Below are 13259 nucleotides of genomic sequence, written 5' to 3'. Positions count from 1 at the left end.
AACCCGTCCGGGTGCGGGTGTCTGATGCTCATCCTGGTGGGGCCGTTCCTCGCGAGTCTGGCGATCTCCATTCCCGGAACGATCCTCGCCTCGCCCGCGATCGTGGCGTTCCTGCTGGCCGCGGACCCCGGCCAGATCGGGGCGTACCCGTCGTGGTGGGTCGGTGTGGCGCTCGCGCCGGTCATGGCCTACCTCGTGGTCCGGTTCGCCGGACGCGGCAGGGTGCACCCCCGGCACCAGGTCCATCTCGTCCGCGCCGGCGTCCTGATCGCGCTTGCCGCAGGCACCGCGCTGCTGGCGCTGGTGCTGCACCAGCGGTATCTCGGCGGCACGGTGCCGCCGGTCACGGCCGGGAAGCAGCCGCTGACGCTGGAGACGTCGCTGCCGCTGGTCGGCCCGGTGGCCGCCGGAACGACGGCGCTGCTGTTCTACTTCGTGCTCCGGCTGCTCGACCGCAAACTGCCGCGCCGGACGCAGGCCGCGCCGCAGGGCCCGACCGCGGGGGCCGACCCGCGCCCCCAGGAGATCTGGTGGGGTGAGATCGGGTTCCGCGACGGCGACGGGTCCAAGGACCGGCCGTTCGTCGTGCTGCGCGTGCACCCGGATCACCTGGAGGTCCTGCAGATCACGTCGAAGGACAAGTCGCACCGCGGCGACCACGTTCCGTTCTGGACCGGCAGCGCCGACCCGCACGCCGTCGAGGACGGCTTCCTCGAACTCGTGGTCCGGCGGGTGAGGCGGTTCGATCTGCGACGCCGGGATGTAGCGTACTGCCCGGACGAGATCTGGCACCGGGTGCGCTCGACGCGGGCGGCCGAAACGCCGCGATCCCGGACGGCGTGATCCCGGGCGGCCGCTCGGCGCGGATCGACGGCTGCGGGAAGGGGACCGCCGGTGGGACTGCAGGCGCCGCTGTGGCGGGCCGTCACCGTGTTCCGGGTGGCCGCGCTGGTGTACGCCACGATTCTGATGCTGGCCGGGTTCCGCGACTTCACCCGGCCCTGGCTGGGCTGGGCGGTGCTCGCGGCGATGACCGCCTGGACCGCCGTCACCGGCGTGCGCTACCACGACCCCGCCGGCCGCAGCCGGGCCTGGCTGGCGGCCGACCTGGCCGTCACCCTGGCCTGCCTGCTCGTGTCCAACCTGGTCGTCTCGGCCGAACGCCTGGCCTCGGGCGGGCCGACGCTGCCGATGGCATGGGTGGCGGGCGCGGTGCTGGTGTGGGCGCTGCGCGGCGGCCGCCGGGCGGGCGGGATCGCCGCGCTGATCCTCGGCGCGGCCGACCTGTTCCTGCGCGGCGAGATCACCTCCGCGACCGCGAACGGCACGGTGCTGCTGCTGCTCGCGGGCGGGGTCATGGGGTACGTGTCCCGGCTGACCGACGACGCCGAGACCCGGATGCAGCGGGCCGTGGAGCTGGACGCCGCGACCCGCGAGCGCGAGCGGCTGGCCCGCGGCATCCACGACTCGGTGCTGCAGGTCCTCGCCCTGGTGCAGCGCCGCGGCACGGAGCTGGGCGGCGAGGCCGCGGAGCTGGGGCGGCTGGCCGGTGAGCAGGAGGCGGTGCTGCGCTCGCTGGTGGGCGTGCAGGACGAGGCGGCGGCCGCGGGCAGCGCGGACCTGCGCCTGCTGCTGGGCCGGTACGGCTCCCCGCGGGTCACCGTCGCGATGCCCGCGACGCCGGTGCTGCTGCCCGCGGCGGTCGCGGCGGAGGTCGCCGCGGCGGCCGGCAGCGCGCTGGACAACGTGGCCGTCCACTGCGGTCCCGAGACGCGGGTCTGGGTGCTGGTCGAAAAGGAACCGGATGCGGTCACGGTGTCGGTCCGCGACGACGGGCCGGGGATCGCGCCGGGCCGGCTCGCCGAGGCCGCGGCGTCGGGCAGGCTCGGGGTGGCGCAGTCGATCCAGGGCCGCATCCGCGACCTGGGCGGCGCGGTCGCCATCACCGGCGGCCCCGGCGAGGGCACCGAGGTGGAACTGCGGGTGCCGCTGCCCCGCTAGGCTGACGGCCGTGGTGGACGTGATGGTGGTCGACGACCATCCGATGTGGCGCGACGGGGTGGCCCGTGACCTGACCGACGCCGGGTACACGGTGGTGGCCGCGGTCGGCGAGGGCGGGCAGGCGGTGCGCATCGGCCCGTCGGTGCGCCCCGACGTCGTCGTGCTCGACCTGCAGTTGCCGGACCTGTCCGGGGTGGAGGTGATCCGGGGCCTGGTCGCGGCCCTGCCGCAGGTGCGGGTGCTGGTGCTGTCGGCCAGCGGCGAGCAGCAGGACGTGCTCGACGCCGTCAAGGCCGGCGCGGCGGGTTACCTGGTGAAGTCGGCGGCGCGGGAGGAGTTCCTGGACGCGGTGCGCCGGACCGCCGAGGGCGACGCGGTGTTCACCGCCGGGCTCGCGGGACTGGTGCTGGGCGAGTACCGCAGGCTTGCCGCCGCGCCCGGGGACGGCCCGGACACGCCGCGGCTCAGCGAGCGGGAGACCGAGGTGCTGCGCCTGGTCGCCAAGGGGCTGAGCTACCGGCAGATCGCCGAGCGGCTCACCCTGTCGCACCGCACGGTGCAGAACCACGTGCAGAACACGCTGGGCAAGTTGCAGCTGCACAACCGGGTGGAGCTGGTCCGCTACGCCATCGAGCAGGGCCTCGACGACTGAGCGCTGCTCTCCGGGAACAGAAAAGGCAAGGAGACCACTCTCCCTGCCACTATTAACGTATACCGCACCCCCGGTCTTGCGGCAAGACCCCCGTCATGCTGCAGAATCTCCAGCCGACACCAGAACCTGCGGAAATCAGGTATTCGCGAAGTAAGCGCGCTTTCGTCACTTGCTGCGGCGCGCGGTGCGGTAGGGGGATTTCATGATCGACGTGATCGTCGCCGGGGCGGGGCCCACCGGCCTGATGCTGGCCTGCGAGCTGCGGCTGCACGGCGTGCAGGTGCTCGTGCTGGAGAAGGAGACCGAACCGGCCGCCTACGTGCGCGCGCTCGGCCTGCACGTACGCAGCATCGAGGTCATGGACCAGCGCGGGCTGCTGGACCGGTTCCTCGAACACGGCAGGAAGTATCCGCTCGGCAGCTTCTTCGCCGGGATCGACAAGCCCTCCCCGGAGCGGCTGGACACCGCCCACGGCTACGTCCTGGGCATCCCGCAGCCCACCACCGACCGGCTGCTGGCCGAACGTGCCGCCGAGCTAGGCGCGGAGATCCGGCGCGGCAGCGAGCTGACCGGGCTGGACCAGGACGAGCGCGGGGTGACCGTCGAGCTGGCCGACGGCACACGGCTGCGCTCGCGCTACCTCGTCGGCTGCGACGGCGGCCGCAGCACGGTGCGCAGGCTGGTCGGGGTCGGCTTCCCCGGCGAGCCCGCCACGGTCGAGACGCTGCTGGGCGAGATGGCGGCGACCATGCCGGCGGACGAGGTGGCCGCCGTGGTCGCCGAGGTCCGCCAGACCCAGAAGCGGTTCGGGCTCGGACCGATCGGCGACGGGGTCTACCGGGTCGTGGTGCCCGCCGAGGGGGTGGTCGAGGACCGCACGACGGCCCCGACGCTGGACGAGTTCCGGCAGCAGCTGCGGGCCATCGCCGGCACCGACTTCGGCGTGCACTCGCCGCGCTGGCTGTCCCGGTTCGGCGACGCGACCCGGCAGGCCGAGCGTTACCAGGTCGGCCGGGTGCTGCTGGCCGGCGACGCGGCGCACATCCACCCGCCGACCGGCGGGCAGGGCCTCAACCTGGGCGTGCAGGACGCCTTCAACCTCGGCTGGAAGCTGGCCGCGGAGGTCAACGGCTGGGCCCCGGAGGGGCTGCTGGACAGCTACCACACCGAACGGCACCCGGTCGCGGCCGACGTGCTGAACAACACCCGGGCGCAGATGACGCTCATGTCCACCGAACCGGGTCCGCAGGCGGTACGCCGGCTGATATCGGAGCTGATGGACTTCGAGCAGGTGAACCGGCACCTGATCGAGAAGATCACCGCGATCGGCATCCGGTACGACTTCGGCGGCGGCCACGAGCTGCTCGGCCGGCGGCTGCGCGACGTCGAACTGAAGCGCGGGCGGCTGTACGGGCTCATGCACGCCGGCCGCGGGCTGCTGCTCGACCAGACCGGCCGGCTGTCGGTCGACGGCTGGGCGGATCTGGTCGACCACGTCGTCGACGTCAGCGAGGAGCTCGACGTGCCCGCCGTGCTGCTACGCCCGGACGGCCACGTCGCCTGGGTCGGTGACGATCAGCAGGAGCTGCTGGATCGGCTGCCGCGCTGGTTCGGCGCGCCCATCGGCTGAACATCGGCGGGGTGCCCGGTCCAGGGCACCCCGCCGATGTGCGGGTGGAATGCGCCCCGGGGACCGCCTCGTTGACCGGAGTATGAGCATCTCCACCGGCACGGGTGCCCGCACCCGGATCGAGCACGGCGGCAAGCGCGTACGCGCCTACTTCAACGGCCAGGTCGTGGCCGACACGAGCAGGCCGGTGCTCGTCTGGGAGGTGCCCTACTACCCGGCCTACTACCTGCCCGTCGAGGACGTGCACACCGAGCTGCTCCAACCGACCGGCCGGACGGCGTCGACGGGCATGGGCGAGGGCGCGCTGTACACGATGCGGGTCGGCGACCGCACGGCCGAGGACGCGGCGGTGCGGTACGAGAACTCGCCGATCCCGGAGCTGCGGGATCTGGTGCGGTTCGAGTGGGCGGCCATGGACGCCTGGTTCGAGGAGGACGAGGAGGTCTACACCCATCCCCGCGACCCGCACACCCGGGTCGACATCCTGGCCAGCTCGCGCCACGTGCGGGTCGAGGTCGACGGGGTGACGGTGGCCGAATCGCACCGCCCGATGGTCCTGTTCGAGACCGGCCTGCCGCCGCGCTTCTACCTGCCGAAGACCGACGTCCGGCTCGACCTGCTCAAGCCCACCGACACGGTCAGCCACTGCCCGTACAAGGGCCAGGCCGAGTACTGGTCGGTGCGGGCGGGCGACACGGTGCACGACGACCTCGTGTGGTCGTACCGCACGCCGCTGCACGAGAGCCGGAAGATCGAAGGGCTGGTCTCCTTCTACAACGAGAAGGTGGACCTCTATGTGGACGGTGTGCTGCAGAAACGACCCAAGACGAAGTTCAGCTGAAGGCTCATCGGGTACGGCGTGGACGCCGGGCCGCCGTCGACGGGTGCAGGCAGTGATACCGCAGCCCCCTGGAGCGGCGACCGTCGGCGGGCTGGTCGACGCCGAACAACTGCTCGTGTGGGGCGGCCGCGAGCAGTTGTTCGGCTCGCAGCGCCTCGATGGCGGCGCGGATGTGCGGCGGCGGGTCGGCGACCGTCAGGTGCACGCCCAGCCGCAGCGCACTGGTCCGGAAGAGCATCAGCACGCTGATCCCCGCGGCGTCGATCGCGTCGAGGCCCGCGCAGTCGACGGTGAGCTGGTCGGTGGGAAAGCGTTCGAGCACGACACCGATCGCCTTTCCCAGCTGGTGTGCCGCGGTCGAGTCGAGCCGCCCGCGGGCGGTCAGGTATACGCCCACCGGTGAGGTGTACAGGCGCAGCTCCAGCTTCTCGGTCATCTGTCCGCTCGCTCACGTCGCTGTGATGGTCGGGATTCGCTGACGCTTCCCCGAACGGCGGCCCGTCAATCCTCGAATCAGGTCACGATTGGACAACAACGCGGTGCGGACCCCGGTCAGGAGTCGCGGTGCCACTGCTCCGCGGCGTCGAGCATCGCCTGGCCGAGGTACTGGAGGAAGTCGCTCGTGCCGCGCAGGCGCGCGCCCGCCGGGGTGTCGGGGCCGAGGATCTGTGCCCCCTGCCCGGTGATCTGCGCCAGGGTCGTGTTCATCCGGGAGCTGGCGAGCCACGCTTTGTACCAGACATCGCCGTCGATGTGATACCGGTCCTGGCGGGACCGCGGGTCGCGTTCGCGGCGGATCAGCTGCTGCTGCTCCAGATCCCCGACCGCTTTGGACACCGACGCCGCGCTGACCTGGAGGTGCGCGACGAGTTCGGCGGCGGTGAGGCTGCCGCTGTCGGTGGTGTAGAGGTGCGCGAGGATCCTGGCCGCCATCCGAGTGAGACCGGTGCGCGCCGTCAGCTCGGTGAGCTGCTCCTCGAAGGCCCGCACGGCCTCGGCGTCGCGCCCGTAGGCGGCGGCCTCGGCCACCGGAGCCCGCTTCGCCGCCGCATCGGCCGGCATGCGCCTGGCCCTGCTCTCGCCGGCGCGGTGGGCGCGGTCGGCGCGGTAAGCCAGCGGCCCGCCGTTGCGATGCACCTCGCGGGTGATCGTCGAGGTCGGGCGCTCCAGCGTGCGGGCGATCTCGGCATACCCGAGGCGCTCGGCGAGCCCGGCCGCGATGCGCTGGCGATCCTGCAACGTCAGCCGTCCACCAGGCATCCTTCGCCCCCTTCGCTCTGTCGCCTCGCCAGTATGCGGCCGCACTCGATCTCATTGCAATCATGGGTTGCATTCGGGGTCACTGTCGTTGCAACGATTCCTGCCTATTCACCTGGCATTATGCGGTTCTAAATGTCATCCATGATTGCCGAAACCATGAACGCAACGTAGCGTTTCGAACTGTCGAAAACCTCACGACGGGGAGAACCTGATGAACCTGCTCCACCCCTGGCGCACCTGGCACCGCCCGCTCATGGCGAACGTGACCCTCATGCTCGGTCTCGTGCTGGTCTCCGTCGCCGGGCTGCTGCTCGACGACCGGCTGCTGCTGGCCGAGTCGGTGTGGGTCAAGCCGCTGAAGTTCGGCATCGCCTTCACCCTCTACAGCGGCACGCTCGCCTGGCTGCTGACGAAGCTGCGCAAAGCCCGGCGGACCGGCTGGTGGGCCGGAACGGTGTTCGCCGTCGCGGCCACGGCCGAGGTCGCCGGCATCGCCGTGCAGGCCGCCCGCGGCACCTTCAGCCACTTCAACGCCAACGTCGACGACCCGGTGACCGTCGCGATGACCCAGCTGTTCACCTACGGCGTGGCCGGCCTGCTCATCACCCAGCTGGTCATCGCCGGCGTGCTGCTGGCCCAGCGCGCCCTGGACCGCCCGTTCACCCGAGCCGTGCGCTGGGGCATCCTGCTGTCGACCGCGGGAATGCTGGTGCCGATCTGGTGGATGGCCACCAGCATCCACGAGCGCACGGTCGTCGACACCAACGGCACTTCCGTGAGGATGTACCAGGGCCACGGCATCGGCGACCCCGACGGCAACGGCATGCTCCTCACCCACTGGAGCACCACCGGCGGCGACTTCCGCGTGCCGCACTTCTTCGGGCTGCACGCGATTCACGCCCTGCTGCTCACCGCGTTCCTGCTCCAGGTGCTCGCCCGCCGCAGCCGGGTCCTGCAGGACGAGGTGGTGCGCGCCCGGCTCGTGACCGTCGCCGGCACGGCCTGCACCGGCCTGCTCGCCCTGCTCGCGTGGCAGACGGGCCGCGGGCAGCCACTGATCCACCCGGACGCCGCCACGCTGCTCGCCCTCGCCGCGCTCATCGTGGTCACCACCGGCACGGCCACCGCGGTCCTGATGGCGGGCACCGAACGACCCGACCCGGTGCATCCGCAGCCGCTGGAACACGCGGTCCACTCCCGGTGAGGCGTGGCGGATCACCGGACCTCGCGGCCGGTGATCCGCCCGACTCGCAGAAAGGTAGGCGTGGGCGGTCTGCTCACAGCACGGGCGCTCCGACGTCGAGCCGGTAGACGCCCAGGCCGTAGGTGGCCGCCGTGATCAGGGTGCGGCCGCCGGAGACCGCGGTGGCCAGGTCCATGACCGACACCACGGGCAGGCCGGTGCCCGCCGGTGACCAGGTGGCGCCGGCGTCGGTGGAGGTGAACACGCCGACGTCGGTGCCGACGTAGAGCGCGTTGCGGTTCTGCGGGTCGAGGACCAGGTCGTTGACGGGCGCGTTGGGCAGGTTGCCGGAGATCTGCTGCCAGCTGGTTCCGCCGTTGGTGGTGCGGTAGACGTGCGCGGCCGGGTCGCCCGTGGTGTATCCGGAGAAGGTCGCGTAGACGAGGTTGGCGTCGGTCGGGTCGACGGTGAGCCGGGTGACCCAGCGCTGCGGCAGCGTGGTGCCGATCTCGGTCCAGGTGCTGCCGGTGTTGCGGGTGACCCAGATGCGGCCGTCGTCGGTGCCGACGTAGATCGTCGCGGCGCTGGTCTTGGCCACGGCTATCGTCGAGATGGTGTTGTAGCTGGCGCTGCCGCTGCTGCCGCGGCTGAGGTCGCCGCTGATCGCGGTCCAGCTCTGCGCCGAGCTGGTGGAGCGGTTGAGGCGGTTGCCGCCGTAGTACATGATCGCCGGGTTCGACGGGTCGAACACCACCGGTGTCAGCCACGCCCGGCGGTCCGAGGTCGTCGAACCGAAGCCGCTCATCGAGTTGCCGCCGTTGGTGGAGCGGCCGCAGGAGCCGTTCTGCGAGCAGGCGTACACCTTCTGGTGGTTGGTGGGGTCGATGAGGTTCTGCAGGCCGTCGCCGCCGTAGTAGGAGCCCCAGGCCGACCAGGACCGGACCGAGCCGTTGTCCTGCAGGCCGCCGCTGATGCGCGAGACGTCCTGCTGGGACACCGCGACGGTGTAGAACTGCATGTTGCCCAGCCGGGTGGTCTTGGTCCAGCTGCCGCTGAGCGAGCCGTTCGCGGTGGAGCGGTAGATGCCGCCGTCGTTGCCGAAGAACACGCGGTTGGCGACCCGCGGGTCGAACGCCACGGCGTGCTGGTCGACGTGGAAGGAGCTGGAGTTGCTGGTCCAGCTGCCGCCGGCGTTGCTCGATTCGAGCATCGGCACGCCGGGCACGAAGATGTGCTGGGGCGCGACCGGGTCGACGAAGATCCGGGAGAACCACCAGCCGAAGGTGGACTGCGACGAGTTCAGCGCCGACGTGTTGGTGATCTGCGTCCAGGTGTCGCCGCGGTTGGTGGAGGTCCAGAAGCCGAGGAAGTTGCCGGTGGCGTTGGCTGCGATCGCGTACAGCCGGTTGGGGTCGCTCTTGGCGACGGCGACGCCCATCCGGCCGACGTTGGTGCCGGACGGCGGCAGCGTGCTTCCCAGGCGGGTGAAGCTGGTGCCGCCGTTGGTGGAGCGGAACAGGCCGGAGCCGACGCCGCCGTAGCGGCGGCTGCCCGGCATTCGCTGGTGGTCCCACATCGTGACGTAGATCCGGTTCGGGTCGGCCGGGTCGAGGGCGACGTCGGATGCCCCGGTGGTGGTGTTGGCTCCGGCAAGGATCTGCGTCCAGGTGGCGCCGCCGTCGGTGGTGCGGTAGAGGCCGCGGTCGCCGCCCGGCACGTACAGGTTGCCGGTGGCGGCGACCAGGATGCGGTTTTCGTTGGTGGGGTCGATGACGATCCGGCCGATCCGGTTGGTGCCGGCCAGGCCGATCGGCTGCCAGGTCGCGCCCCGGTCGGTCGAGCGGTAGACGCCCGTGCCGGGGAACGAGGCGCTGCCGCCGCCGGGGTTGGCCTCGCCGGTCCCGGCGTAGAGGACGCCCGCGCTGGTGATCGCGATCGCGCCTATGGCCTGGGTGATGGCCGCGTCCCACGCGTAGTTGAACGTGCTGCCCGAGTCCGTGCTCTTCCAGACCCCGCCCGAGGCGGTGGCCGCGTACACGGTGTTGGCGACCGACGGGTCGACGACCAGGTCGGTGACCCGCCCGCCGAGGCTCGTCGGGCCCAGCGACTGCCAGGCGGGCAGCGCCGCGAACGTGGACGCGCCGCCGCCCATCCGCTCCGCCTGCGCGCGGGCGCGCCCTGACAGTGCGACGAGGTCGCCGGTCTGGCGCGGGCCGAGTCGCTGGGCCAGGAACCACTCGTCGGCGCCGGACGGCCCGGCGGCCCCCTCCAGCGCTTCCAGGGCGGCGACGTCAGGTCCGATGACGACGTCGGCAGGCAGGCCGTGCGCGTTGGCGGATGCGGCCAGCGACAGGCTCAACAGGACGGTCAAGCTGAAACCCAGTGATGATCTCATATTCCCCACCCCGGCTAGACATGCAATGCTACGCATCCATACATCTAAAGCTCTAGAGGTGACCGGTGGCTTGGCACGTCTTCGCCGCGAGACCTCGCCGCACCATGCGCGACACGGCCGGCCGCCGCCGGGCCTACGGGGCCGTCGCCGTGACGGCGCTGTTCGCCGCGCCCCTGGTCCTGCTGGTCACCGGCTCGCTGCGCGAACCGGGCCTGCCGCCCGTCGTCGCGCCACCGCTGCTGCCCGAAGACCCCGGCTTTACCGCCTACCAGCAGGCGATCACCCACGGCGACCTGGTGCGCGCGGCCGCCAACTCGATGATCGTCGCCGCCGTCGGCGTCCCCCTGAGCCTGCTCGTGGCCTCCCTCGCCGGGTTCGCCCTGACGCAGCTCCCCCGCCGCGTCACCGGCACCGTGATCGGCCTGTCCGTGCTCGCCATGATGGTGCCCGCCACCGCGCTGCTGCTGCCGCGCTTCGTACTGTTCCGCACGCTCCACCTGACCGACACCCTCGTGCCGCTCGTCGCGCCCGCGCTGATCGCCACCTCGCCGCTCTACCCGCTGATCTACTACCTCGCCTTCCGCGCGATCCCCGCCGACAGCCACGACCTGTGCCGGCTCGCCGACCTCACCCCGATGCAGACGTGGCGGCGCATGGCGCTGCCGCAGGTCCAGCCGGTCACCGCTGGGCTGGCCGCACTCACCTTCGTGCTGACCTGGTCGAACCTGCTCGACCCGATGGTCTACCTCTACGACCGGGCCGCCTTCACGCTGCCGCTGGCACTGCGCGCCCTGGCCGCCATGGACCCGCACAACCAGCCCGTCTTCCTCGCCGGCGCCGTGCTCACCACCCTGCCGACAATGCTCGTGCTCGGGGCCGCCCAGCGCCGGTTCCTGCACTCCTACGGCCCCGAAGGAGCCCCGTGAAGCGAACAGCCGCCCTGCTGAGCCTGCTCATCATGGTCACCGCCACCGGATGCGCCACCGAGGCGGACCCGGCCGCCGACACCGTCTCACTGCTGGTCGCGGGCACCCCGGACGAGCTCGCCGCGTACCGGTCGCTGGCCGCCGAATACCAGCAGGCCACCCCCGGCGCGACGGTGAACCTGATCGAGGCGAGCAGCGCCAAGGACCTGATGACCAGGGTGTCCACGTCGGTCGCCGGAAACGCCGCACCCGACCTGTTTCTCATCAACTACCGCAACTACGGCCAGTTCGCGGTCAAGGGCGCGCTCGCACCGCTGACCGCCCGGCTGGCCGCCTCGGGCAGCCTGCGCGAGCAGGACTTCTACCCGCAGGCCATGGGCGCTTTCCGGTGGGCCGGCGAGCAGATGTGCCTGCCGCAGAACATCTCCAGCCTCGCCGTCTACTACAACCGCAGCCTGTTCAAGAAATACGAGGTCGCCGAGCCGGTGGCGGGCTGGCACTGGAACGACCTGGTCGCCACCGCGCAGGCGCTGACCCGGGACGCGGGCGGGCGGACCGTCAAGGCCGGAGACCCGGAGACCGCCGGGGTGCCGGCCGCCGTGCACGGGCTGGGCGTCACGCCCGAGCTGATCCGGCTCGCGCCGCTGATCTGGTCCAACGGCGGCGACATCGTCGACGACCCGGCCAAGCCGACCCGGCTCACCCTCGACACACCGCAGGCACGGCAGGTGATCCAGGACTTCCTGGAACTGCCGAAGCTCGGCGTCGTGCCGTCCGACGTCGAGATGGAGACCCAGGACCACGAGGCCCGGTTCGCGGCCGGCAAGCTGGCCATGTTCGTGTCCTCGCGGCGGGTCACCACCGCCTTCCGGGCGATCACCGGGTTCGACTGGGACGTCGCCCCGCTGCCGCAGTACCGCTCCCCGGCCAACATCCTGCACAGCGACGCGTACTGCATGACCAAGGCGTCGAAGCACCAGGACGCGGCGTGGCGCTTCCTCGAATACGCCCTGAGCGAGCCCGGGGCCGCCCTGATGGCCCGCACCGGGCGCACCGTGCCGTCACGCATCTCCGTGGCGACCTCGCCCGCGTTCTTGTCCCCCGGCACGCCGCCCGCCCGCTCGCAGATCTTCCTGGACACCATCCCGGTGCTGCGCCCGGTGCCGACGATCTCGACCTGGCCGGAGATCGAGGACGCGACCGGCAAGGTCCTGGAGAACGCCTTCTTCCACGGCGACCCCCTGGACCAGGTGATCGCCGACCTCGACGCGGCGACCCGGCCCGTCTTCCAGCGGGGCACGGCGGCTCGGTGAAACCCGGGCTGAACCTGCGCGGGGTGAACCTGTCGCGCGGGGCGGTCACCGCCCTGCGCGGCATCGACCTCACCGTGCCCCGCGGCGAACTGCTCGTCGTGCTCGGCCCGTCCGGCGCGGGCAAGTCCTCGCTGCTGCGGGCCATCGCCGGGCTCGACCCGGTGAGCGCCGGCACCGTCGCCATCGGCGGGCGCGACGTCACCGCGCTACGGCCCGGCCAGCGCAACGTGTCCATGGTGTTCCAGAACCACTCGCTGCTGCCGCACCTGACCGTGGCCGACAACATCGCGTTCGGCCCCCGGATCCGCGGCGCGGACCGCCGGGCCGCCGCGGCCCGCGCGGCTCAGGCCGCCGCGACGGTGAGCTGCCAGGACCTGCTGGGTCGCCGCCCGCACCAGCTGTCGGGCGGCGAGCGGCAGCGGGTGGCGCTGGCCCGCGCGCTGGTACGCGAACCCGACGTGTTCCTGCTCGACGAGCCCCTGGCCAATCTGGACGCCGAGCTGCGCCTGCGGATGCGCACCGAGATCCGGGCCGTGCACGACCGGCTCGGTGCGACGACGGTCTACGTGACCCACGACCAGTCCGAGGCGATGGCGCTCGGCGACCGGATTGCCGTGCTCCGCGACGGCCGCTTCGAGCAGGTCGGCACCCCTGACGAGGTATGGCGTCAGCCGCGCACCCGGCACGTCGCCGCCTTCGTCGGCGCGCCCGGCATGAACCTGCTCCCCGGCGACGGACCGCTGAGCCTGCCGGGCGTCCCGACGACCGGCGTCGAGCTGGGCGTACGGCCGGAGCACGTGACGCTGGACGGCACCCAGCCGGACCTGCCCGGCGACGTCGAACGGGTCGAAGTGCTCGGCGAGGACGCGCTGGTCCACCTGGACGTCGGCGGGTTTCGCCTGATCGCCCGGGTTGCCGCCGCGGCCCGGCCCGCGCCCGGTGACCGGGTCCGCGTCGGTGTCGCCGGGGAGCACCTGCACGCCTTCGACGCCGCCACCGGCGAAAGGGTCCCGCAGCCCACCGGGGCGGGACGGGCCGGGTGATGGACCGCGACCGCC

12 protein-coding genes are annotated in these 13259 nt (G+C 72.0%); 9 read left to right on the top strand and 3 right to left on the bottom strand.

Annotated features, from left to right (window positions below; translation table 11 throughout):
- The first annotated feature begins 24 nt into the window (after positions 1 to 24).
- From ACFQO7_RS11370 to ACFQO7_RS11350, 5 genes are all read left to right on the top strand, one after another.
- Positions 25 to 843 carry a hypothetical protein gene (locus ACFQO7_RS11370; RefSeq protein ID WP_376806322.1) on the top strand — a complete coding sequence of 273 codons (819 nt, stop codon included), beginning with the start codon at positions 25 to 27 and terminating at the stop codon, positions 841 to 843.
- Between the two features lie 51 nt (positions 844 to 894).
- Positions 895 to 2001 carry a MacS family sensor histidine kinase gene (macS, locus tag ACFQO7_RS11365; RefSeq protein ID WP_376806321.1) on the top strand — a complete coding sequence of 369 codons (1107 nt, stop codon included), beginning with the start codon at positions 895 to 897 and terminating at the stop codon, positions 1999 to 2001.
- Positions 2002 to 2023: 22 nt separating this feature from the next.
- Positions 2024 to 2653, top strand: a complete 630-nt coding sequence (locus ACFQO7_RS11360; protein ID WP_376806451.1) for a response regulator — start codon at positions 2024 to 2026, stop codon at positions 2651 to 2653.
- 202 nt (positions 2654 to 2855) lie between these two features.
- On the top strand, positions 2856 to 4283 hold the full coding sequence (gene rox / locus ACFQO7_RS11355; protein ID WP_376806320.1) for a rifampin monooxygenase: 1428 nt from the start codon (positions 2856 to 2858) through the stop codon (positions 4281 to 4283).
- 82 nt (positions 4284 to 4365) lie between these two features.
- Positions 4366 to 5124, top strand: coding sequence for a DUF427 domain-containing protein (locus tag ACFQO7_RS11350; RefSeq protein WP_376806319.1), 759 nt, complete (start codon positions 4366 to 4368; stop codon positions 5122 to 5124).
- A 4-nt stretch (positions 5125 to 5128) separates the two neighbouring features.
- Here ACFQO7_RS11350 and ACFQO7_RS11345 read toward each other — a convergent pair whose 3' ends face one another.
- Positions 5129 to 5560 (bottom strand): STAS domain-containing protein, encoded by a 432-nt coding sequence (locus ACFQO7_RS11345; protein WP_376806318.1) that lies wholly within the window; start codon positions 5558 to 5560, stop codon positions 5129 to 5131.
- A gap of 116 nt (positions 5561 to 5676) precedes the next feature.
- Positions 5677 to 6384 carry a GbsR/MarR family transcriptional regulator gene (locus ACFQO7_RS11340; RefSeq protein WP_376806317.1) on the bottom strand — a complete coding sequence of 236 codons (708 nt, stop codon included), beginning with the start codon at positions 6382 to 6384 and terminating at the stop codon, positions 5677 to 5679.
- Between the two features lie 211 nt (positions 6385 to 6595).
- Between ACFQO7_RS11340 and ACFQO7_RS11335 the strand changes: the two genes are divergently transcribed.
- Positions 6596 to 7588 (top strand): hypothetical protein, encoded by a 993-nt coding sequence (locus tag ACFQO7_RS11335; RefSeq protein ID WP_376806316.1) that lies wholly within the window; start codon positions 6596 to 6598, stop codon positions 7586 to 7588.
- A gap of 73 nt (positions 7589 to 7661) precedes the next feature.
- On the opposite strand, the gene ACFQO7_RS11330 is transcribed toward ACFQO7_RS11335, so the two are convergent.
- Positions 7662 to 9938: a WD40/YVTN/BNR-like repeat-containing protein gene (locus ACFQO7_RS11330; RefSeq protein ID WP_376806315.1), complete on the bottom strand. Its 2277-nt coding sequence runs from the start codon at positions 9936 to 9938 to the stop codon at positions 7662 to 7664.
- A 128-nt stretch (positions 9939 to 10066) separates the two neighbouring features.
- Between ACFQO7_RS11330 and ACFQO7_RS11325 the strand changes: the two genes are divergently transcribed.
- From ACFQO7_RS11325 to ACFQO7_RS11315, 3 genes are read left to right on the top strand one after another with little or no spacing between them, the layout of a single operon-like run.
- Positions 10067 to 10888: a carbohydrate ABC transporter permease gene (locus ACFQO7_RS11325; RefSeq protein ID WP_376806450.1), complete on the top strand. Its 822-nt coding sequence runs from the start codon at positions 10067 to 10069 to the stop codon at positions 10886 to 10888.
- Positions 10885 to 12201, top strand: coding sequence for an ABC transporter substrate-binding protein (locus tag ACFQO7_RS11320; protein ID WP_376806314.1), 1317 nt, complete (start codon positions 10885 to 10887; stop codon positions 12199 to 12201). Before ACFQO7_RS11325 ends, ACFQO7_RS11320 begins: the two co-directional genes overlap by 4 nt.
- A complete protein-coding gene (locus ACFQO7_RS11315) occupies positions 12198 to 13244 on the top strand; it encodes an ABC transporter ATP-binding protein (RefSeq protein WP_376806313.1) in 1047 nt (348 codons plus the stop codon). The genes ACFQO7_RS11320 and ACFQO7_RS11315 overlap by 4 nt, the downstream gene beginning before the upstream one ends.
- Positions 13245 to 13259 lie beyond the last annotated feature (15 nt).

The sequence above is a fragment of the Catellatospora aurea genome (assembly GCF_042663325.1).
Taxonomy (GTDB): domain Bacteria; phylum Actinomycetota; class Actinomycetes; order Mycobacteriales; family Micromonosporaceae; genus Catellatospora; species Catellatospora aurea.
Note: the sequence above shows the minus strand (reverse complement) of the source record. Positions and strands in the feature narration are given on the sequence as shown.

Excerpts from the sequence above, each read along its gene's own strand:
- ACFQO7_RS11350 (WP_376806319.1), top strand. The coding sequence starts at position 4,366 with ATGAGCATCTCCACCGGCACGGGTGCCCGCACCCGGATCGAGCACGGC.
- ACFQO7_RS11360 (WP_376806451.1), top strand. The coding sequence starts at position 2,024 with ATGGTGGTCGACGACCATCCGATGTGGCGCGACGGGGTGGCCCGTGAC.
- ACFQO7_RS11340 (WP_376806317.1), bottom strand. The coding sequence starts at position 6,384 with ATGCCTGGTGGACGGCTGACGTTGCAGGATCGCCAGCGCATCGCGGCC.
- ACFQO7_RS11345 (WP_376806318.1), bottom strand. The coding sequence starts at position 5,560 with ATGACCGAGAAGCTGGAGCTGCGCCTGTACACCTCACCGGTGGGCGTA.
- ACFQO7_RS11325 (WP_376806450.1), top strand. The coding sequence starts at position 10,067 with ATGCGCGACACGGCCGGCCGCCGCCGGGCCTACGGGGCCGTCGCCGTG.
- ACFQO7_RS11335 (WP_376806316.1), top strand. The coding sequence starts at position 6,596 with ATGAACCTGCTCCACCCCTGGCGCACCTGGCACCGCCCGCTCATGGCG.
- ACFQO7_RS11370 (WP_376806322.1), top strand. The coding sequence starts at position 25 with ATGCTCATCCTGGTGGGGCCGTTCCTCGCGAGTCTGGCGATCTCCATT.
- rox (WP_376806320.1), top strand. The coding sequence starts at position 2,856 with ATGATCGACGTGATCGTCGCCGGGGCGGGGCCCACCGGCCTGATGCTG.